Genomic DNA, 22,389 nt, shown 5'->3' with positions numbered 1-22,389 from the left:
GGTGTTAATAAATTATTAAGCTATTGTAAGTAAATGTAGTGATTTATTACACTTGCTAATGTTAAGTTTTTCAGAATGGTTAGCATAATTTATTCTGATTGCAACAAATAGTGCGCAACGAAGAAAGTTTAAATTAGCATGGTTTCTTTTCAAAAGCTTATGAAGCTGTTCTGAAAATGAATCTCGTATAGAGCGCTATTGCGAAGTGATTGTGATGAGGTTGAATAAAAAAATCCCAACCTGAAACTTCAGAATTGGGATTAGATTTTATCGGTATTTGTCGTTTAAACTAATGTTTTCTAATATCAGTGGTTTTATTTTTTCGATTCGGGAACGTTTAGTTTCCTCTCTTTTTGCGGTTTCAATATATTCCAAAAATTCCTTTTGTTTGTAAGGAGAGAATTTTAGAAAAGCTTCCGCTAAATTCACATCAGCGTCTAATTCCTTTTGTAAAAGTTCAGAAACGATACTTTTTTCTTTTTCAGGTTTAAGATTTTTTCCTTGTTTTTCATTTTCTATGGCTTCATGAATATACTGTAAAACTGCCTTTTCATCGACTTCATCTTTTGATGAAAACCGCCATTGTCGCAAAGATTTGGTAACACCTTCTTGCGCATTCATCAAAACTTGTTTTTCATCTTTCAGGAAAACGCCATTAAAAAACCAAATCGTAAAATAGTTTTTAAATCCCCCAATTCCAATTACATTCTTACCATTCAGCACATAAACACAACCGCCCCATTTTGTGGTTTCGATGAGTTCGGTTTTAGCAATAATTGATTTCAGAAATTCTAATTCTTCTGACCAACTATTGTTTTTATCCCAAATGTGTGTATTGGTTTTTAGTGGTTCCAATTATTTTTTATTTTTAGCTATTTCTTCCGTTTTAGTGAAATCACCAGCAGCAGTCAATTCGGCAATTTTTACAATTACGTTAACTGCTTTTTGCATACTTTCTACAGGAACATATTCATACTTTCCGTGGAAATTGTGTCCACCGGCAAAAATATTGGGACAAGGTAATCCTTTATACGATAATTGAGAACCATCGGTTCCACCACGAATCGCTTTTATAAGCGGTTTTATATCCAATTCTCTCATCGCTTTTTCTGCGATATCTACAATATGTTTTACAGGTAAAACCTTTTCTTTCATATTGTAATATTGGTCTTTTATCTCAGTAATAACGATGTCTTGACCAAATTGTTTTGCAAATTTCTTGTTGATTTTTCGAGTGATTTTCTCAATTAATTCTTTGCGTTTCTCAAATTTTTTCTTGTTGTGATCCCGAACGATAAGTTCCAAAACTGTTTCTTCAATGCTTCCCCTTACATGATGCACATGAAAAAATCCTTCGTAACCTCTAGTTTCTTGAGGTATTTCTTCTTTTGGTAATTCATTTATAAAATCGTTGGCGATCAACATGGAGTTAATCATTTTACCTTTTGCATAACCGGGATGAACGCTTTTTCCTTTGAAAATAATTTTGGCACCAGCCGCATTAAAATTTTCATATTCTAATTCGCCTACTTGGCTGCCATCCATAGTATATGCCCATTCCGCTCCAAATTTAGCCACATCAAAATGGTGCGCACCACGACCAATTTCTTCATCTGGTGTAAAGCCAACTCTGATTTTTCCGTGTTTGATAGTTGGATTTTGGATAAGGAATTCCATTGCGGTGACAATTTCGGTAATTCCGGCTTTATCATCAGCTCCCAATAGGGTTGTTCCGTCAGTAGTAATCAGCGTTTGTCCTTTATAAAGCAACAAATCTTTAAAATAACTAGGTGATAATACAATGTTTTTATCGGCATTTAACACGATGTCTTTGCCATCATAATTAGGAACAATTTGGGGTTTCACATTTGCACCGCTAAAATCTGGAGAAGTGTCAAAGTGAGAAATAAATCCAATGACAGGCACTTCATGGTCTACATTACTTGGCAGGGTAGCCATGATATAGGCTTTGTCGTCTATTGTTACTTCTTGCATTCCAATAGCTTCCAATTCCTGCACTAGTTTATTGGCTAAATTCCATTGTTTCTCTGTGCTTGGCGTAGTTTCTGAGTTGGAATCAGATTCGGTATCTATAGTTACATAACCAATGAAACGGTCAATAATATGTTGCATAAAGTATATTTTAATGAGACACAAATATACAGTTTATTTAGAGAATCATTTTACTGAGATGAGTTTGTCTTTTCTTTATTTCTAATAAAACAAACTGAAACGAATGCGCTAAAAAACCGAAGATTTAATTAAATACTTAACATAATAAATGAAGATATTACATGCTTTTTTAATGATTATAAAAGCTATAATTGGATGTAAACCGCTTTAATAGATTTTATTTTGCCGAATTTTTTTTCATTTCTTGCAACATGGTAATAATTACATCTAATTTCTCTACCTCTAGTTTATTTAATTTTATTGTCAAAGCTTCTATTTCCAGTTTTGCTTCTATATTAGTTTGGTAATCCGCTTGCGCTTGAACTCTATCTCTATCATTTTGTCTGTTTTGGGACATCATAATAATAGGTGCCGCATAAGCTGCCTGAGTTGAAAAAAGCAGGTTTAGTAAAATAAAGGGATACACATCCCAGTGATACATAAACCCAACCAAATTCAATGCCATCCAAACGACTACTAAAATTGTTTGAACAATAATGAATCTCCAAGAACCCATTCCTTTTGCTACTGAATCTGCTAAACGGCTGCCAATGCTTAATGTTTCAATGTGTTTTTGATGCCAGTTTTTTTTGTGATTAATCATATTGGATTGAATTTAGTTTAATATAAAAAGAGTTCGTAATTATAATTTAAAATTAAATTTAGCTAATTGTTTTCTATAAATGTAAAGCTTATGTTTATCGAAAGACTACAAAATATTTATTCAAAATGTATTTCGAGTAAATATATGTAATTTAACGAATGCAAAAAATCTTATAAGGTCAGTTTTTTTAGTTTAATAAAAAACACGGATAATAATTTCTTTGAAAGAAGCTATGGTTTTAAAAATAAGACGTTTAGTGTTGGTTTTATAATTGAATAAAAGGTTAAATAGCGGTTGTGCAATTAATCATTGTTTCCAGTAAATGAAAAATGATTTATAAAATTATTTTTCAAATATTTAATTATCGAATAGATAGTTCTATTTTTGCACCACCAAAATAACAACCATGTATAAATTACTTATTCGTCCGATACTTTTTTGTTTTGATCCAGAAAAAGTTCATTACTTTACTTTCTCATTGATTCGTTTCTTGTCTAAAATACCAGGATTTTCATTAGTTTTTAAATCGCTTTATGAAGTAAATGACCCAAGATTAGAAACCGAGGTTTTTGGATTAAAATTTAAAAATCCGGTAGGTTTAGCTGCTGGTTTTGATAAAGATGCCAAGTTGTATAAAGAATTGTCCAATTTTGGTTTTGGTTTTATCGAAATAGGGACTCTTACTCCAAAAGGACAAGAAGGAAATCCTAAAAAGCGTTTGTTCCGTCTAAAAGAAGACAGCGCAATTATCAACAGAATGGGTTTTAATAATGGCGGTGTTCAGGAAGCCGTAGAACGATTAAAAAGCAATAAAGATGTTTTAATCGGCGGAAATATTGGAAAAAATAAACTAACGCCAAACGAAGAAGCAACATCAGATTACGAAATTTGTTTTGATGCGTTGTATGATTATGTGGACTATTTTGTGGTGAATGTGAGTTCACCAAATACGCCAAATCTTCGCGCTTTACAAGACAAAGAGCCATTGACACAATTGTTGCAAACACTGCAAAATAAGAATTTGGCTAAGCCAAAGCAAAAGCCAATTCTACTGAAAATCGCTCCAGATTTAACCGATGAGCAATTACTGGACATTATCGCTATTATCAAAGAAACCAATATCGCAGGAGTTATTGCGACTAATACCACCATTTCAAGAGAAGGATTACAATCCGAAAACAAAACAGAAATGGGTGGATTGTCAGGAATACCATTGACAAAACGTTCTACTGAAGTGATCCGATTTTTATCAGAAAAAAGCAATAAAGCCTTCCCTATTATTGGAGTTGGAGGAATCCATTCTGCTGACGATGCTTTAGAAAAACTGGAGGCAGGAGCGTGTTTAGTGCAATTGTACACCGGGTTTATTTATGAAGGGCCAGCTTTAGTAAAAGCAATAAACAAGAAAATTTTAGAGAGGTTGCAATAATCCGAATGCTACTAAAAGACCTGTCACTATTGCGATTCCAAAACTCAATAGCGTTCCAATAAGAACATATTCAGTAAGTTTCCTGTCTTTTGCTTCTTTGAGGTCCCCAAATCGGAAAATAGATTTTGCAGCCAATAGAAAACCTATGGCTTCAAAATGATTTGTGATGATAAAACAAAAAACGAATAATCTTTCCAATATTCCAATGTAATTCCCGGCATTAGATAATGATTCATCATTTTTTTTATTTTCGGGAGTCCAAATTGAAATGATATTCTTTATGATAATTGATGTGGGTTTTGTCAATAGAATTAGTCCAGTCGCAAATATCCAAAATTGATTGTCAAATGCTTTGAAATCGATACACTCCTTGTTATAAAGTAATGTGATCCCTATTAAAACAAGAATATGCATGGTTTGATCAATAATAAACCAAGTACGTTTTGTTTTCTTTTTCTGAAATCTTAGTTTTACGTAATCTATTCCTCCATGCGTTGTTGCCAATACAATCGCAAACCAAATAAAAGCGATTTCGCCAACAAAAAGGCACGCTAAAAGCCCATGTAAAAGTGTATGAAGGTAAAGGAAAATACTTTTGTGCTTTTTATCCTCTTTGTTTAGCACCCATGAAGCAGGCTGCAATACAAAATCACCAAGCAAATGTGCTAGAAGTAGTTTTATAAAAAGAATCATACGGTACTGTTTTTAATTTTTTTTCTGAAATGATTATCTAATTCTAATACCAAATCAAATTGTGCTCGTTTTCTTCTTCTGCTCACAGCAGCTTGATTTATGCCCAGTTTAACTCCGATTTCTTCTTGTGAAAGAGATTCGTTTTCGATAGCTATCAGAACAAATTCAGCCGATTGAACCAGCCAATTATCCATAAAGGTTAGCCCTAAACGAAGCATTAGATTTATTTCGGTGTCAAAATCAGGATTGCCGGTATTAATGGCTAAGGTCGTTTTTTGCTTTTTTAAAGTTTCAAAAAGCTGGCCAGAACGGATAAAAGCACTCCCATTACTTTCGGAAATTTTTTTTGCTTTATACGTTTTATCACCAAAACCAATACTCATTCTCGCATCAAGTTTCAGTGTTTTTAGATAGGCTTTAATTTGTAAAGCGCTAAGTAATGCTTCCTCGGGATTTGTAACTTCAAGCTGAAATTCGTCACCGCGATAAATTTCCCATTCACTCGGGTTTTTACCGTTTGTGTTTAATAATTTTTTCAAGCCTTCAATCCAAATTTTAGATGGCAGTTTTCTTGAATTGACAATGTCACCAGTGATTATACTTATCATATTTCAAATATAATTAAAAAAAATTAAGTCCCTTTTTTAAAATAAAAATAATATTACCAAATAACGTAATAATATTTTATATTACCAAATTATGTAATAGTTTTAATTATTACCTATATGTGTAATAATGTTAATTTAGCGAAATTTAAAATTCATAATTTAAAATTCATAATTGTTTTTCTATCTTTGGATTTCTATGGAGCCAATAAAAATTATAGAATGTCCACGCGATGCCATGCAAGGCATTAAACAATTAATTCCTACAGAACGAAAGGTATCTTACCTACAGTCTTTATTGCGCGTAGGATTTGACACCATAGATTTTGGGAGTTTTGTTTCACCAAAAGCGATTCCGCAAATGCAGGATACTGCTGAAGTTCTGGCACAACTTGATTTGTCTCAAACCAGAAGCAAACTTCTTGCGATTATTGCCAATACACAAGGTGCATCTCTAGCTTCTGTTCACCCTGAAATACACTATTTAGGTTTTCCGTTTTCAATTTCTGAGAATTTTCAAATGCGAAATACGCACAAAACAATAGCGGAATCTTTGATCACGTTACAAGAAATTCTAGAAATTGCCGATAAAAGTAGTAAAGAAGTGGTAGCGTATCTTTCTATGGGTTTTGGTAATCCGTATGGAGATCCTTGGAGCACAGATATTGTAGGGGAGTGGACCCAAAAATTATCTGATATGGGGGTAAAAATTCTTTCGCTTTCGGATACGGTGGGGAGTTCTACACCAAATGCAATTTCCTATTTGTTTTCGAATTTAATTCCAAAATATCCCAAAATAGAGTTTGGTGCCCATCTTCATACCACGCCTGATAAATGGTTTGAGAAAATTGATGCTGCTTATAAATCGGGCTGTCGACGTTTTGATGGAGCAATCCAAGGTTTTGGCGGATGCCCCATGGCAACGGATGATTTAACAGGGAATATGCCTACAGAAAAATTATTGTCTTATTTTACTTCACAAAAGGAAAATACAAATAGTAGTCCGATGAGTTTTGAAAGTGCTTATAATGAGGCTTCTAGATTATTTGGAGAATTTCATTAGAAAAAAATAGAGATTTTAAATTTTACCATGTCTGTAAATAATAATAATAATAAGAACTTTGATACGTTCGGATTTTAGTAATAATGAGATTGATTTTAATGAATAATAAGATGAAACCACTGGTTTTTAATAGGATTTTTGGAATATTAATTCTGGTCCTATTCTCCGCTTCATGTACAAGTGATCTTGACTTTAATCAGGTCAATGATTTGAAATTAGAACCTATTTTTATTTCAAATTTGGCCTATTTTGATGTTCCGGCAAATCAATTTGTGACTAACGGTGTCGAACAACCTATAAATGCTGACACACCGACCATTGATATTTTTAATGATGCTTTTTTTAAAGACAATTTAGTAAAAGCCGAATTATTTTTTGAAATCAATAATACCATAAAGAGAGCCTATACTATAGATTTAGTCTATCTGGACAAAAATAATCAGGCTCTTTATTTTACTAATTTTGCTATACCTGCTTATACTGGTGTTGAAAATTTGGTCACTAAAACCGATGTGTTTGCAAATGCTAAACTTGATTTATTGAAAAGAACCACTAAAATTGCTTTTATTCTTAGGATGCTGCCTGGTCCAATATTAAGTGAGAGCAGCACAGGGAGTTTAAAATTGCGTTCAAGTGTAACCGCTTATTTAGTTGTAGAATGAAAAAAATAATATTGCTTTTTGTTCTATTTGTGTCGGTTGAATGCATTTCTCAAAACAAACAAATTTTATATAATTTCACTTCGGTTCCTCAGTCTTTGATTACTAATCCTGGTTCTGATGTGAAGTATAAATGGTATTTTGGAATTCCCTTATTGTCAGGAATTTCTGCAAATATTGGTTCCAGCGGATTCTCTACTTATGATTTATTTGCAAATGACGGAGTTGATTTTAATGTAAAATTGCGAAATGTAGTATTCTCAACTACCAGAAGGGATAAAGTTACAATAAATGAGCAAATAGAATTATTCAATGGTGGTTTTCAAATAGGGGATTGGCAAGACAAAGCCTATATTTCTTTTGGGTTGTATCACGAATTTGATTTTTTGAGCTATATGCCTAAAGATTTAGCCATACTTGCCTTAGACGGAAATAGAGATTATTTAGGAAAAGTGTTTGATTTGGGAGATTTGAATGTAAAGGCTGAAATGGTTTCGGTTCTTCATATTGGATATCATAAAAATATAAATGAGAACTTAATTGTTGGCGTTCGAGGGAAAATTTATTCCAGTGCTTTTAATGTCACTTCGACTAAAAACGCGGGATACATTTATACGATTCCTTCTAATGAAGGGGTTTACGAGCAAGTTATTTCTTCTGATTTACAACTCAATACCGCTGGAATTTCAAAATATATTGATGAGAATTATTCCGGAGATGCGGTAAAAGATATTTCTAAAAAGGCTTTTTTTGGAGGTGATTTAGGACTTGGTTTTGATGCTGGACTTACGTATTATCCGAAAAAAAATATTCAGTTTACGGCAAGTATTGTTGACGTTGGATTTATAAAACATACTAAAGATGTGGAGAGTTTTACGCTTAAAGGGTATTATAAATACGATGGGATAACCCCAAAATTCACAAATGGAGGTTCGGCAGGGAATGTATATCAGGAATTTAAAGATGCTATTCCATTAGATACATTATACACTAAATATACTAGTTGGCGTCCTGCGAAGTTTAATTCGTCTATTCAATATTCATTTGATGATTCAAGAAGTGAAGACTGTAATTGTAGCAGCACTGATTCCGGATATAGAAATGCTGTGGGCGCTCAATTATTTGTGATGTCAACTCCAAGAACTCCTTTTATGGCTTTTACGACCTATTACAGAAGGAATATTCTCGATAATTTACAAATGAAAGCGACCTATACCTTAGATTCCTATTCTTATAAAAATATTGGATTGGGATTATCTGCACAACTTGGAAAACTCAATTTATATGTTTTGGCTGATAATCTTTTAGAATATCATGATTTGTCAAAAGCCAATAGTCTTTCTTTTCAATTTGGACTTAATGTTATTTTTAAGGATCATGAAGGATTTTTTAGAGAGGAAAATTAGATTTAATGTCGTATTATCTTTTGTGTAGACGAAGTTTTACGTGTAATTTTTTCTTTTAAACCATTTGTAAACTTCTATCCAAAGTACCGAAACAAATCCCACTAAAATACTTAAACCTATTTGAAAACCAGAAACTCTTTCGAACTGAAAAAAATGGGCAAGTAGCGGAACAAACAGTAATAGCGCCGTGATTAGAATAGTTACTCCGATTATTATTAGGACTAAATTATTTTTATATCTGATAGTCGTAACTATTGAATAATAAAAGGAGCGGTTCGTAAGTGTCAGTAAAATATTTGAAGTAATCAATGTGAGGAAAACGGTAGTTCTCGTCACACTTTCGGAACAATTATCGGCCACACAATAGCGATAGACAAATAAAAGTCCCATTGTGATTGCAATACCTTGAATAATACTAATGGCAATCTCTTTAATGTTAAAAAAAGTAGTGGTGAAAGGTCTAGGTTTGAGCAACATTAAGTTGCGTTCCATAGGTTCATTTTCATAAATGATAGAACAGGTTGGTCCCATAATTATCTCCAGAAAAATGACATGGACAGGAGAAAAAATATTTGGGTAAATCCATCCTAAAGCCAAAGGAATAAGGACAATCATGATAATTGGGATATGTATTGAAATAATGTATTGTATGGCTTTTTTTAGATTATTATATATTTTTCTTCCCATTGCGATGGCATCAATCATTTTAGAAAAATCATCGTCTATGAGGATAAGATTGGCTGCTTGTTTGGCAATTTCAGTTCCTTTTTTACCCATGGCAACTCCTATATGTGCTGATTTTAATGCCGGCCCGTCGTTTACGCCATCACCAGTCATGGCTACAATTTGATTGTTGTCTTTCAGTACTTTTATGATTTTGAGTTTTGCCTCAGGAAACATTCTTGTGAAAATTGCAGTTTCCATTACTTTTTCTTTCAAAGTGGCATCGTCCATTACCATTAATTCATCTCCATTCAATGTTTTTTCTGCGTTTTGAAAACCAATTTGTTTAGCGATTGTGGCAGTGGTTTCCGCATTATCACCTGTAACTATTTTTACCTGAATGCCAGCCTTATAAAATGTTTCAAAAACTGCTTTTATGTTTTCTTTTGGAGGGTCATAAAATGCAACCAATCCTTTAAAATGAAATGAAAATTCTTGTTGTTTTTTTGGATAATCTGACCCTGAAAATTCAGTTACGCCTACACCTAGAACGCGAAATCCTTCTTTAGCCATCGTTGTCATTGCAGCAAGGATTTGTTGTGTTTTTTTTTCGGATAAATTAGAGCATGCAATCAATGCTTCCGGGGCACCTTTGGCAGCAATAATTCTGGTGCCGTTTTGGTTTTCAAAAACATGCGTCATCATAGGAGGTTTCCCATCCAATGGATATTCATGGATTAATTTGAAATCAGGACGGTCATCGGTAATTTCTAATTTTGAATACGCTTCATGTAAAGCAATTTCCATTGCGTCAAACGGTATAGGTTCACTGGCCCACATAGCGTGCGTTAATAATTCTCGCTCGCTATTATTTAGTAGTTCTTTTGGATTTGAAATTTCATTCGACGAAAAAGTATACCATTGCGCAAGGCTCATTTTATTTTCGGTAATGGTTCCTGTTTTATCAGTACAAATTACTGTGGCACTACCCAAAGTTTCTACTGTTTTTGTCTGTTTTGCAATAATTCCCATATTCATCAATCGCCAGGCACCAAGCGCCATAAAGGTGGTGAAAGCAACTGGAATTTCCTCGGGAATAATGCTCATCGCTAAGGTTAATGCTTTCAACAGACTGTCTAAAACATCTTTCGAATTATAATAATTAATAAGCCAAACAATGGCAAAAATGACTAAACCAATGAGAGACATTTTTTTTACAAAATTCCCAATTTGTAATTGCAAGGGTGTTTTTTCTTCAATAATTGTTTCCAGGCTTTTCCCTATTTTTCCCAACTTGGTTTTGTTGCCAATTGCTGTTACTTCACAAATTGCTAAACCGCTTGTGACGATTGTTCCCAGGAATACTTGATTGTTTTTAGAAGCTTCATTTTTAAAAACTGCGAGCGATTCGCCTGTAAGTATAGACTCATTTATGGAAAAATCATTGGATTGAATGATGATTCCGTCAGCGGGTATAAAAGTGCCTTCTTCTGTTTGAATGAAATCACCCAAGACAATTTCCTCGCTTGGGATTTCAATAATTTCGCTATTGCGGATAACTTTGCTTTTGGGCTGCGATAATTTCTTTAAGGCTTCAATTGCGTTTCTGCTTTTCGATTCTTGATACAACGAAATGGTTGAAACCAATAATATTGCTACAGCCATGAAAATTCCATTGCCGAAATCTCCGGTAATGAAATAGATGCTGGTTGCAGTCACAAGCAACAAAAACATAGGCTCTTTAACCATTTCGATTAAAGAAGTGAAGAAATTATTTTTATCTTGATTGGTTATGGAATTAGAACCATATTTTTCTCTTGATTGCAAGACTTCATTATCTGAAAGTCCTTTTAATTGCTGTTTAGTTTCTGTCATTGAAAAAGAATAAATCAAATTTATAGATAATAAACAAGTGGGGAAAAGTATCTAATTTAGATGCTTCATATTGCAATTTAATCATTTATTATAATAGGTGGTGGTTTTTTGCTTAAGATTGTGTATATTTGCCCGCAATTTAACTACAACTACAAATTGCAATGATCGCACACAATTCTAAGATTATCGGTGAAGGATTAACTTACGATGATGTACTATTAGTTCCCAACTACTCAAATGTCCTTCCACGCGAAGTGAGTATAAAATCAAAATTTTCAAGAAATATAACACTTAACGTTCCTATTGTATCTGCAGCTATGGATACCGTTACCGAAAGTGCAATGGCAATTGCTATGGCACAAGAGGGAGGGATTGGTGTTTTACATAAAAACATGACTATCGAGCAACAAGCGGCGAAAGTTCGTAAAGTAAAAAGAGCTGAGTCTGGAATGATTATAGATCCAGTGACTTTGCCATTGACTTCGACGGTAGCCGATGCTAAAAATGCGATGAAAGAATACGGAATTGGTGGTATTCCAATTGTCGATGAAAATAAAATATTAAAAGGTATTGTTACCAATAGAGACTTACGTTTCGAAAAAAACAATGCCAGACCTATCATTGAGATAATGACAAGTGAAAACTTGGTAACAGTTGCCGAAGGTACTTCGCTAGAACAAGCTGAAGTTGTTTTGCAAGGGTATAAAATCGAAAAGCTTCCTGTAGTAAATGCAGATTATAAATTAGTTGGTTTAATTACGTTTAGAGATATTACCAAATTAACTCAAAAACCAAATGCAAACAAAGACAAATACGGACGTTTACGTGTTGCGGCTGCATTAGGTGTTACTGCTGATGCTGTTGAAAGAGCGACTGCTTTGGTTAATGCAGGAGTAGATGCAGTTATAATCGATACCGCTCACGGTCATACAAAAGGAGTGGTAGATGTACTAAAATTAGTTAAAGCTAAATTCCCTGACTTAGACGTTATTGTTGGTAATATTGCCACTCCTGAAGCAGCCAAATATCTTGTTGAAAATGGCGCTGATGGTGTGAAAGTAGGAATAGGACCTGGTTCTATTTGTACTACTCGTATTGTTGCGGGTGTTGGTTTTCCACAATTTTCTGCAGTACTTGAAGTTGCTGCTGCGATTAAAGGTACTGGAGTTCCCGTAATTGCTGATGGTGGAATTCGTTACACAGGTGATATTCCTAAAGCGATTGCTGCAGGTGCTGATTGTGTGATGTTGGGTTCGTTACTAGCCGGAACAATGGAGTCCCCTGGAGAAACTATTATTTTCGAAGGTAGAAAATTTAAATCATACCGCGGAATGGGTTCTGTTGAAGCGATGCAGGAAGGATCTAAAGATCGTTATTTCCAAGATGTGGAAGATGACGTTAAGAAATTGGTACCGGAAGGAATTGTTGGTCGTGTACCTTATAAAGGAGAATTGAATGAAAGTATGCAACAATTCATTGGTGGTCTTCGTGCCGGAATGGGATATTGTGGCTCAAAAGATATTCCAACTTTACAAGAGACGGGTCGTTTTGTTCGTATCACTTCAAGTGGAATCAACGAAAGTCATCCACATAATGTTACAATTACTAAAGAAGCCCCGAATTATTCGAGATAAAATAGTCTGAAAAAGACAAATATAAAAAAGTGCAAGATGATTTTCTTGCACTTTTTTTATGTCTAATTATGAACCAAATCCGCTAATAATTTCTTATCACCCACAATCCAAAGAATATCATTTTTTTCAAGAATAATATTGGATTCCGGATTGAGAATTCGGGTTCCTTTCTTTTCTATTCCTACAATCAGTCCACTAGTTTTTTCTCGTAATTCTGATTGACGAATACTTTTTCCAATGAAAGCTTCGTTTTTCAATTCTATTTGACGCAATACGATTTCAGTTTCGGTTAGCGTATCCGGAACATCTATTTCATGCTGGTCTAAATAGGATTTAAATGCTGTCACCTGAGAATCTGTTCCTATCACACATATTTCATCGCCAGGAAATAAACGTTCATTCTTATTGGGAATATTGATCATAATATCACCTCGCTTGATAAAAGCAATATTTATTCCTATTTGCTCTCTAATCTTCAATTCTTCCAATGTTTTTCCTGCAATATTGGACTCATTTGCAATATCGAAAAAAGTCATGTGACCGTCCCAAGGGGATAAATCGCTTCGGCTTCTTTTAGCTTTTGTCATTTCTCGGGCATTTAGGTTTTTTAAGAAATGACTTTCGATTTTATGATATTGTGCATTTAATCTTTTTTGAAAAACAAAATAAACGCCTAAAGCTACAATTAATGTTAAAAAAGCAACAATTGGAGAGAAGAAAATATTTAGTAAAAAGCCAATGAAAAATATGGTAAGTAGCAATCTGAAAAGAAACATCATAACAATCGGCCCACGATATTTTCGTTCTTCCAGCAAAATGGCTACTTCATTTACAGCAACACGGCGCAATGAAAGCGCCCATAAAAAAGGAGAAAGTACCACCAAAGTAATTAATGCGCCTAATGCCTTGCCAAATTTAAAATCAGTAACTAACGGCAATAGATATTTTGACGAAAGTAAAATGGCTGCAAATATAATTACGGAGTAAACAACGACTTGAAGGATATAAGCGTTTATTACAATTTGCCAATTGCTGACTGATTTAATGGCTTGGGCATTTGCGCTGTAACGTTCAATCCTTTTAATCCATCTTCTAGGTAATTTTTTAGATAAATATTCTGAAAATGGAGTAGACATTTTTATCATAAATGGGGTGGTAAATGTTGTTACCGCCGAAACCGCCACCACTATAGGATACAAGAAAGAACTTGTTACATTCAGTGTCATTCCTAATGTTGCAATGATAAAAGAAAATTCACCAATTTGTGACAAACTCATTCCTGTTTGCACCGATTGTTTTAAAGGTTGCCCGGAAAGTAATGCTCCGATTGTTGAACTTATCGATTGACCAAAAATGGTAACGATTGTCAAAATCATTACAGGAATTGCATGTGCATATAATGTTTGCGGATTGATTAACATCCCTACTGATACGAAAAAAATTGCACCAAATAAATCCTTAACAGGCTTCACTAAATGTTCAATATGTTCCGCTTGAGTTGTTTCGGCAATGATTGAACCCATGATAAATGCACCAAGAGCTGGTGAAAAACCAACATCTGCTGCCAGAATTACCATCATCAAACATAAGGCAAGCGAAATAATAAGCAACATTTCATCTGATAGTAAATGTTTCGCTCTTTTGAGTAATGTTGGAATAAAAAAGATGCCCCCAACAAACCATATCGTTAAGAAAAAGACCAATTTTAAAACAGATAAAAACAATTCACTACCCGAAAATTGTTGGCTCACAGCAACAGTAGAAAGTAAAACCATCATCAAAATGGCAATAATATCCTGAACGATAAGTGAACCGATTACTATGCCGGCAAATTTCTGTGCTTTTACGCCTAATTCATCAAAGGTTTTGAGAATGATTGTCGTTGATGAAATCGAAAGAATAACACCTAAAAAGATACTATCCATTTTCGACCAATCCATCCATTGGCCTACGATAAAACCAACTAATACCATCGTGAAAATTTGAGTAATCGCGGTAATAGAAGCTGTTCCGCCTACTTTCATCAATTTCTTAAAACTGAATTCCAGTCCCAAACTGAATAATAAAAAGATTACCCCAATTTCTGCCCAAACCTCTACACTTTTAATATCATTCACCGATGGGAAAAAATCAAAATGATTCCCTGCCAAAAATCCAGCAATCAAATAACCCAAAACGAGCGGTTGCCTGATTTTTTTAAACAATAAAACAGCAACTCCTGCTGTCATGAGAATTAGTCCCAAATCGCTTATTAATGGCTTCAAGTGATGTGATGCTTCCGCTACTGCTGCTATTGTACTCATAGGTTTTTATTTTTAGAAGCTCTCCAGCCCTGCGTTTCAATCTCGAAGTTTTGGAACCAGTCCATAATCTTTTTTTGAGGCTTTTAGCAGCTGTCTGGGCTATTTTGCCAGAAGCATTTGTGTTTTTTATAAAATTAATACATTTCACTGTTGGAATGAAATGATATCTTATTTTAAATTGTTTAAGTCAGATAAACTATAAAAAGTCATATTGTGTTGTTTGACATAATTACAAATTAGTTTTAATGTTGCCATTTTGGTCTGATAATTGGCTGTAATGTTGATTACTGGTGTATGACCAAACAAGATTAGAATTTTATGCTTTCGTTTGGCATAATCTAGTAATTTTATAAGATATGGAATGCTGAAATTAGGATGATCTGTATCAATGCCTATTGCAAAAACTAATTTTGTATTATTAAAATAGCAATTTTGAAAAAAGGGATCTTCAGCCCCATAAGTCGTTCCTCTAATAATTTTAAATTTTTTTAAAAGGGCAATATCTATGGCTGAATTTCTAAAACCAAAAGGATAGGCAAATGAAGTTACTTTTAAGGAATAAAAATACATGATAGCAAGCATCGGATTTATTTCCTGATCAATGTAGGCGTCAATTCCGTTTTTCGCAACAAATTTAGGAGCATCAAAATGATTAAGGCTATGTCCTGCAATTTCATGTCCCTCCTTTTGTAAATCCAAGAGTTTCTTTATTTCAGAATGGTTTAATGTATTTATTTTAGAAACACAAAAAGTAGCTTTCCAAGAATATTGACGCAATATTTTATCTGCTTGGTACCATTCATTGATACTTGCATCATCAAATGAGATTACAACTCCAGGATTAGTCTCTTTAAGATTACTATTTTGAGATGTGTTTTTATTATCACAAGAAAATAAAAAAAAAGTACAAAGTAATATGAATTTGCAGTGCTTTTTGATCATATTACTTTGTACTTAGTAGGTGTTTTGTGTTTAAATTCCCAAGAAATTACTTGGAGTGATTTGCATTAATTCGGCTTTAATTTCATCCGAAACCTCTAACGTTGCAATGAAACCATGAATTGCTTTTTTGTCAATTGCTTCATTGGTTCTAGTCAATCCTTTCAATGCTTCATAAGGATTAGGATAGGCTTCGCGACGTAAAATAGTTTGAATTGCTTCAGCAACAACTGCCCAGTTTTTCTCTAAATCTTCGTGGAATTTTGGTTCGTTCAATAGCAATTTGTTTAATCCTTTCAAAGTAGCTTCAAAAGCGATTATGGTATGCCCCATTGGTACACCAATATTTCTTAAAACGGTACTGTCTGTTAAATCACGTTGTAATCTTGATAATGGTAATTTAGCTGATAAATGTTCGAAAATTGCATTTGCAATTCCTAAATTTCCTTCTGAGTTTTCAAAATCAATTGGGTTAACTTTATGTGGCATCGCTGAAGAACCAATTTCTCCCGCTTTGATTTTTTGTTTGAAATATTCCATGGAAACATAGGTCCAAACATCTCTGTCTAAATCAATTATGATCGTATTTATTCTTTTCAACGCATCAAAAAATGCTGCGAAATGATCGTAATGCTCAATTTGTGTAGTAGGGAAGGAGTGGTGTAACCCAAGATTTTCTTCAACAAATTTCCCTCCGAATTTTCTCCAGTCAATTTGTGGATACGCCACATGATGTGCGTTATAATTTCCTGTTGCTCCGCCAAATTTAGCTGCAAAAGGAATATTGAACAACAAACGCATTTGCTCTTCTAAACGTTCTACAAAAACACCAATTTCTTTACCCAAACGAGTTGGAGAAGCCGGTTGTCCATGTGTACGGGCAAGCATTGGAATGTCCTTCCACTCCACACTTAAATCTTTCAATTTTGATGTTAAAGTAATCAGTGAGGGCATGTATACTTTCTCGAAAGCTTCTTTTGTAGAAAGCGGAATCGCCGTGTTATTAATATCTTGAGAAGTCAATCCAAAATGGATAAACTCTTTATATTCTGATAAGCCTAATTTTTCAAAAGCATCTTTAATGAAATATTCTACCGCTTTTACATCGTGGTTGGTTACTTTCTCCGTTTCTTTGATCCAAAGAGCATCTTCAGTAGAGAAATTTTTATAGATGTTACGTAAACTTTCGAATAAATTCGGGTTTACATTTTTTAGTTGTGGCAAAGGAACTTCGCACAAAGCAATAAAATATTCAATTTCAACCAATACGCGGTATTTGATTAAAGCTTCTTCAGAGAAAAATGGAGCTAAAGAAAGGGTTTTACTTCTATATCTTCCATCAATAGGAGAAATAGCATTCAATTCGTTTAAAGTAGTCATTGTTTTGTTGTTTGTTCGAAAGGCGCAAATATAAACCTTTCGTGACAAAATAGAAAACGAATAGTTTTTAAATAAAGCCGATTAGCTTCTTTTTTAGTGTTTTCATTCCTTCAGAAGCCACTTCAGGAATCACATCTAATGGATTTCGGAGATTTGGAATTTTTATGGGTTTTGGATCAATATAAAAAATAGGCGTTTCGCGGGCTGTAAAATCGATTAATCCTGCAGCAGGATACACTTGTAACGAAGTCCCGATAACAGCAAAATAATCCGCTTTTTGTGTTATTGCAATAGCTTCGTCAAGTGCAGGAACTTCCTCGCCAAACCAAACAATATGGGGTCTTAGCTGATTTTGGTTGTTGTCGAAATCGCCAAAATTCAAATCCTCCTGCCAATCCAGGATATAATTTGGATTTTTTGAGCTTCTTACTTTCAATAATTCACCATGAAGATGCAAGACATTAGAGCTTCCGGCACGTTCGTGCAAATCATCTACGTTTTGGGTAATGATATATACATCAAATTCATGTTCTAATTCAGCTAGGATTTGATGACCCAAATTTGGTTCTACTTCTTTGAGTTGTTTTCGCCTTTGATTATAAAATTCAAGCACTAAAGCGGAATTTTTATGCCAGCCTTCGGGTGTTGCGACATCCATAACGTTATGACCCTCCCAAAGTCCGTTACTGTCTCGAAAGGTTTTAATGCCGCTTTCGGCGCTAATTCCTGCTCCTGTCAAAACCACTAATTTCTTTTTCATTTGTAAAATGCATTAAGAGATAAAGCTAGTCTTTTTTAGTATTTTTGCCAAAAAAATAACCCGCAATGATTGATATCGATTATCTTAATTTTCTCGAAAATATCCTGACCGATAACCGAAAAGAAAAATTTTTGAAAGTATTGGAAAACAGAACCAATCATTTTACCATTGCCGTGGAAGATATTTTCCAGATGCACAATACGAGTGCGGTAATGCGCAGTTGCGAGGTTTTTGGAATTCAGGAATTGAATGTAATCGAGCAGCGTTACGGAAAAAGTATCGATAAGGAAATAGCGATGGGCGCCCAAAAATGGGTTGACATCAATGCCTTCGACAGTATTACGAACTGTGTGGATACATTGAAAAGTAAAGGCTACCAAATTATTGCCACTACACCGCATGATAATGATTGTTTGATGGATGATTTTGATATTTCAAAACCCAGTGCCTTATTTTTTGGAACAGAAAGAGACGGATTGTCTGAAGAAATTTTACAACGTGCTGATGGTTTTCTTAAAATTCCCATGGTTGGTTTTACAGAGAGTTTGAATATCTCGGTTTCAGCGGCAATCATTATTCAAAACCTGACGAATCGATTACGAAATTCAAACATCGATTGGCATTTATCCGAAGAGGAAATTTTAGTAAAAAGATTGGCTTGGGCCAAAAACTCCATAAAAGATATTAAAAGAATAGAAGAACGATATTTTGGGGAAAACGTGAAATAATCTTTTTTTTTCGAATTGGTTTCAAAATAAAATCCCCAACTACTTTCGTAATTGGGGAATTTACTTTTAAGGAATCGAAACGGTTATTAGTTAACAATAACCCATTGACCTGAGGCGATTAAACTTTCGGCTTTTTTGAATTTCATTTCTTGTGTTTGTCCGTTAGCCACGTTTTGAATTGTAACGTTGTCATTGCGATTGATTTTTGGCATATCTCTCACGATGGTTTCTGTTACTTGTCGTTGTTGCGTTTCTCCAGCCTCACGATTTATATTTTCGCTGTTTGGAATTTCGTCTTTGCTCAATTTATAATCTTCTTTCTGACGAACTTCTTTTGCCTCTTGAATGTGTTGATTCTCTTGAGCCGGTAAATCACCTTTAAATAAGAATGAAATAACTTCTTTATTTACATTGTCAAGCATTCCTCTAAATAAATTGAACGCTTCCAGTTTGTAAATAAGTAATGGATCTTTTTGTTCGTGAACGGCTAATTGAACAGATTGTTTCAATTCGTCCATTTTACGCAAGTGTTTTTTCCAAGCCTCATCTACAATAGACAAAGTAATGTTTTTCTCAAAATCAGCAACTAATTGCGCCCCTTGAGTTTCGTACGCTTTTTTCAAATCGGTAACCACATTTAAGGTTTTGATTCCATCAGTGAATGGAACTACAATACGCTCAAATTGGTTATTTTTATCTTCGTAAACATCTTTTATAATAGGGAAAGCTTCTCTTGCACTTCTTTCTGTTTTCTCCGTATAAAATTCTAATGTCGCTTTATATACTTTACCGGTTAATTCCATCTCAGTTAATTTCACAAACTCACTTTCTGTAACCGGAGAAGTGATAGAGAAATAACGAATTAATTCGAATTCAAAGTTCTTGAAATTATTTGTTGCTTTGTTTTCGTCAACAATTAATTCGCAAGTATCGTAAAGCATGTTGGCAATATCCAATTTCAAACGCTCTCCAAACAAAGCATGACGACGGCGTTTGTATACTACTTCACGTTGTGCATTCATAACGTCATCATATTCCAATAAACGTTTACGAACACCGAAATTGTTCTCTTCTACTTTTTTCTGAGCACGTTCAATAGATTTTGTCATCATAGAATGCTGAATCACTTCACCTTCCTGCAATCCCATTCTGTCCATCACTTTAGCCACTCTTTCAGAACCAAACAAACGCATCAGGTTATCTTCAAGAGAAACATAGAACTGAGAACTTCCAGGGTCACCTTGACGACCGGCACGACCACGTAACTGACGGTCCACACGACGTGAATCGTGTCGTTCCGTTCCAACAATCGCTAATCCACCCGCCGCTTTTACTTCGGCAGATAATTTGATATCGGTACCACGACCAGCCATGTTAGTAGCAATCGTTACGACACCGGATTTTCCTGCTTCTTCAACAATTTGAGCTTCTTGTTTGTGCATTTTTGCATTCAATACATTGTGCGCAACACCTCTCATTTTAAGCATTCGGCTTAGTAATTCCGAAATCTCTACCGAAGTGGTTCCAATTAATACTGGTCTTCCTGCATTTGATAATTGGGTTACATCCTCAATTACGGCATTAAATTTCTCACGAGTAGTTTTATAAATAAAATCCTCTTTGTCTTTTCTTGCCATTCCTCTGTTAGTAGGGATTTCTACCACATCCAGTTTGTATATTTGCCATAATTCACCCGCTTCAGTTACAGCAGTTCCAGTCATACCGCCTAGCTTGCTGTACATTCTGAAATAGTTTTGTAATGTTACTGTTGCAAATGTTTGTGTAGCAGCTTCAATTTTTACGTTTTCTTTGGCTTCAATTGCTTGGTGTAATCCATCAGAATAACGACGACCATCCATGATACGCCCTGTTTGCTCATCCACAATCATGATTTTGTTGTCCATGATTACATATTCTACATCTTTTTCAAATAAAGCATAGGCTTTCAAAAGCTGTGTCAATGTGTGAATACGCTCGCTTTTTATTCCGAAATCTTGGAATAATCTTTCTTTTTCTTCCGCTTCAGTATCTTTGTCCAGTTTTTTCTTTTCGATGGCTGCGATTTCGGTTCCAATATCCGGAAGTACGAAAAAGTCAGCATCAGTATCTCCTGAAAGGAATTTTATTCCGTTATCAGTCAATTCAACTTGGTTGTTTTTTTCTTCAATTACAAAATACAACGCTTCATCAATCTTATGCATTTCGCGATTGTTGTCCTGCATGTATTGGTTTTCGGTTTTTTGAAGCAATTGCTTGATTCCTTCCTCACTCAAAAACTTAATTAAAGCTTTATTTTTAGGTAAACTTCTGTAGGCTCTTAGCAACAAGAATCCACCTTCTTTAGTATTTCCTTCTTTGATTAATTTTTTAGCTTCAGATAAGAAACCGTTAGCCAACTGACGTTGTAAACTAACTAAGTTTTCAATTTTTGGTTTCATTTCCATGAACTCATGACGATCTCCTTGTGGAACTGGTCCTGAAATAATCAATGGTGTTCTTGCATCATCAATTAAAACTGAATCGACCTCATCGACAATGGCGTAATTGTGTTTTCTTTGAACTAATTCATCTGGCGTATGCGCCATGTTATCTCTTAAATAGTCAAAACCAAATTCATTATTCGTTCCGTAAGTGATGTCAGCATTATATGCTTTTTTTCTTCCTTCAGAACTTGGTTGGTAATTGTCAATACATTCAACAGTTAAGCCATGAAATTCGAATAAAGGTGCTTTCCATGTACTATCACGTTTTGCTAAGTAATCATTCACGGTTACTAAATGTACCCCGTTTCCAGTCAAAGCATTTAAATACAGCGGTAAGGTTGCTACCAATGTTTTTCCTTCACCCGTTTGCATTTCAGCTACTTTTCCTTCATGCAAAACCATTCCGCCAATTAATTGTACGTCATAGTGAATCATGTCCCAAGTAATTTCTTTACCGGCAGCACTCCAGGAATTAGCCCAAATTGCGTTGTCACCATCTAAAGTGATGTAGCTTTTAGTTGCTGAAAATTCACGGTCTTTTGCAGTTGCCGTTACAACGATTTGTGTGTTGTCTTTAAAACGTCTTGCTGTTTCTTTTACTACGGCAAAAGCTTCAGGAAGAATTTCCAGTAATGTTTTTTCCGAAATATCGTAAGCTTCTTTTTCCAGCGCATCAATAGCGATATAAATATCTTCTCTTTTATCAATGTCTTCAATGCTTTCCACTTCCTGTTTCAATGCGTCAATTTTAGCATCTTTTTCAGAACGGGCTTGTTTTATTTTATCTTTGAAAAATGCGGTACGTGCTCTAAGTTCATCATTAGATAATGCCATTAGAGGATTTTCAAAAGTTTTAATTTTGTTAAGATAAGGCTGTAATGCCTTGACATCTTTTTGAGATTTATCTCCAACAAAGACTTTAATGATACTGTTTATAAAACTCATAATATGTTTTTATTTCTATATTGTGTAATTGTGTAAATTTAAACAAAA

At 34.4% G+C, this 22,389-nt stretch carries 17 protein-coding genes; 6 read left to right on the top strand and 11 right to left on the bottom strand.

Annotation, left to right across the window (positions count from 1 at the left end):
- Window positions 1-267: 267 nt before the first annotated feature.
- From ACM55M_RS06590 to ACM55M_RS06580, 3 genes are all read right to left on the bottom strand, one after another.
- The gene (locus ACM55M_RS06590; RefSeq protein ID WP_416856776.1) at window positions 268-855 is read right to left on the bottom strand and encodes a YdeI/OmpD-associated family protein; all 588 of its coding nucleotides are present in this window, start codon (window positions 853-855) and stop codon (window positions 268-270) included.
- On the bottom strand, window positions 856-2,133 hold the full coding sequence (pepT, locus tag ACM55M_RS06585; protein WP_416856775.1) for a peptidase T: 1,278 nt from the start codon (window positions 2,131-2,133) through the stop codon (window positions 856-858).
- A 217-nt stretch (window positions 2,134-2,350) separates the two neighbouring features.
- Window positions 2,351-2,776 carry a DUF1003 domain-containing protein gene (locus ACM55M_RS06580; RefSeq protein WP_416856774.1) on the bottom strand — a complete coding sequence of 142 codons (426 nt, stop codon included), beginning with the start codon at window positions 2,774-2,776 and terminating at the stop codon, window positions 2,351-2,353.
- A gap of 406 nt (window positions 2,777-3,182) precedes the next feature.
- Between ACM55M_RS06580 and ACM55M_RS06575 the strand changes: the two genes are divergently transcribed.
- Window positions 3,183-4,205, top strand: coding sequence for a quinone-dependent dihydroorotate dehydrogenase (locus ACM55M_RS06575; protein ID WP_416856773.1), 1,023 nt, complete (start codon window positions 3,183-3,185; stop codon window positions 4,203-4,205).
- On the opposite strand, the gene ACM55M_RS06570 is transcribed toward ACM55M_RS06575, so the two are convergent.
- Window positions 4,188-4,898 (bottom strand): DUF3307 domain-containing protein, encoded by a 711-nt coding sequence (locus tag ACM55M_RS06570; RefSeq protein WP_416856772.1) that lies wholly within the window; start codon window positions 4,896-4,898, stop codon window positions 4,188-4,190. The genes ACM55M_RS06575 and ACM55M_RS06570 overlap by 18 nt on opposite strands.
- Window positions 4,895-5,506 (bottom strand): hypothetical protein, encoded by a 612-nt coding sequence (locus tag ACM55M_RS06565; RefSeq protein ID WP_416856771.1) that lies wholly within the window; start codon window positions 5,504-5,506, stop codon window positions 4,895-4,897. The genes ACM55M_RS06570 and ACM55M_RS06565 overlap by 4 nt, the downstream gene beginning before the upstream one ends.
- Window positions 5,507-5,702: 196 nt before the next feature.
- Between ACM55M_RS06565 and ACM55M_RS06560 the strand changes: the two genes are divergently transcribed.
- The 3 genes from ACM55M_RS06560 to ACM55M_RS06550 all read left to right on the top strand — a co-directional run bounded on the left by ACM55M_RS06560 (window position 5,703) and on the right by ACM55M_RS06550 (window position 8,631).
- Window positions 5,703-6,566: a hydroxymethylglutaryl-CoA lyase gene (locus ACM55M_RS06560; RefSeq protein WP_416856770.1), complete on the top strand. Its 864-nt coding sequence runs from the start codon at window positions 5,703-5,705 to the stop codon at window positions 6,564-6,566.
- A 110-nt stretch (window positions 6,567-6,676) separates the two neighbouring features.
- Window positions 6,677-7,228 carry a hypothetical protein gene (locus ACM55M_RS06555; protein ID WP_416856769.1) on the top strand — a complete coding sequence of 184 codons (552 nt, stop codon included), beginning with the start codon at window positions 6,677-6,679 and terminating at the stop codon, window positions 7,226-7,228.
- On the top strand, window positions 7,225-8,631 hold the full coding sequence (locus ACM55M_RS06550; protein WP_416856768.1) for a DUF5723 family protein: 1,407 nt from the start codon (window positions 7,225-7,227) through the stop codon (window positions 8,629-8,631). Before ACM55M_RS06555 ends, ACM55M_RS06550 begins: the two co-directional genes overlap by 4 nt.
- A 36-nt stretch (window positions 8,632-8,667) precedes the next feature.
- On the opposite strand, the gene ACM55M_RS06545 is transcribed toward ACM55M_RS06550, so the two are convergent.
- On the bottom strand, window positions 8,668-11,169 hold the full coding sequence (locus ACM55M_RS06545; RefSeq protein ID WP_416856767.1) for a cation-translocating P-type ATPase: 2,502 nt from the start codon (window positions 11,167-11,169) through the stop codon (window positions 8,668-8,670).
- A 161-nt stretch (window positions 11,170-11,330) separates the two neighbouring features.
- On the opposite strand from ACM55M_RS06545, the gene guaB reads away from it, so the two are divergent.
- Entirely contained in the window at window positions 11,331-12,803 is a 1,473-nt protein-coding gene (gene guaB / locus ACM55M_RS06540; RefSeq protein WP_416856766.1) for an IMP dehydrogenase, read from the top strand.
- Window positions 12,804-12,865: 62 nt separating this feature from the next.
- Here the strand turns inward: guaB and ACM55M_RS06535 are convergent, their stop codons facing one another.
- The 4 genes from ACM55M_RS06535 to ACM55M_RS06520 all read right to left on the bottom strand — a co-directional run bounded on the left by ACM55M_RS06535 (window position 12,866) and on the right by ACM55M_RS06520 (window position 18,185).
- Entirely contained in the window at window positions 12,866-15,106 is a 2,241-nt protein-coding gene (locus tag ACM55M_RS06535; protein WP_416856765.1) for a cation:proton antiporter domain-containing protein, read from the bottom strand.
- Between the two features lie 168 nt (window positions 15,107-15,274).
- The gene (locus ACM55M_RS06530; protein ID WP_416856764.1) at window positions 15,275-16,048 is read right to left on the bottom strand and encodes a polysaccharide deacetylase family protein; all 774 of its coding nucleotides are present in this window, start codon (window positions 16,046-16,048) and stop codon (window positions 15,275-15,277) included.
- Window positions 16,049-16,078: 30 nt separating this feature from the next.
- Window positions 16,079-17,425, bottom strand: a complete 1,347-nt coding sequence (purB, locus tag ACM55M_RS06525) for an adenylosuccinate lyase (protein ID WP_416856763.1) — start codon at window positions 17,423-17,425, stop codon at window positions 16,079-16,081.
- Between the two features lie 67 nt (window positions 17,426-17,492).
- Complete coding sequence (locus tag ACM55M_RS06520; RefSeq protein ID WP_416856762.1) at window positions 17,493-18,185, bottom strand: SIR2 family NAD-dependent protein deacylase; 693 nt, start codon at window positions 18,183-18,185, stop codon at window positions 17,493-17,495.
- Window positions 18,186-18,250: 65 nt separating this feature from the next.
- Between ACM55M_RS06520 and ACM55M_RS06515 the strand changes: the two genes are divergently transcribed.
- The gene (locus ACM55M_RS06515; RefSeq protein ID WP_416856761.1) at window positions 18,251-18,913 is read left to right on the top strand and encodes a TrmH family RNA methyltransferase; all 663 of its coding nucleotides are present in this window, start codon (window positions 18,251-18,253) and stop codon (window positions 18,911-18,913) included.
- A gap of 86 nt (window positions 18,914-18,999) precedes the next feature.
- Here ACM55M_RS06515 and secA read toward each other — a convergent pair whose 3' ends face one another.
- On the bottom strand, window positions 19,000-22,341 hold the full coding sequence (gene secA / locus ACM55M_RS06510; protein ID WP_416856760.1) for a preprotein translocase subunit SecA: 3,342 nt from the start codon (window positions 22,339-22,341) through the stop codon (window positions 19,000-19,002).
- Window positions 22,342-22,389 lie beyond the last annotated feature (48 nt).

Source organism: Flavobacterium galactosi, assembly GCF_048158585.1.
Lineage (GTDB): Bacteria > Bacteroidota > Bacteroidia > Flavobacteriales > Flavobacteriaceae > Flavobacterium > Flavobacterium galactosi.
Note: the sequence above shows the minus strand (reverse complement) of the source record. Positions and strands in the feature narration are given on the sequence as shown.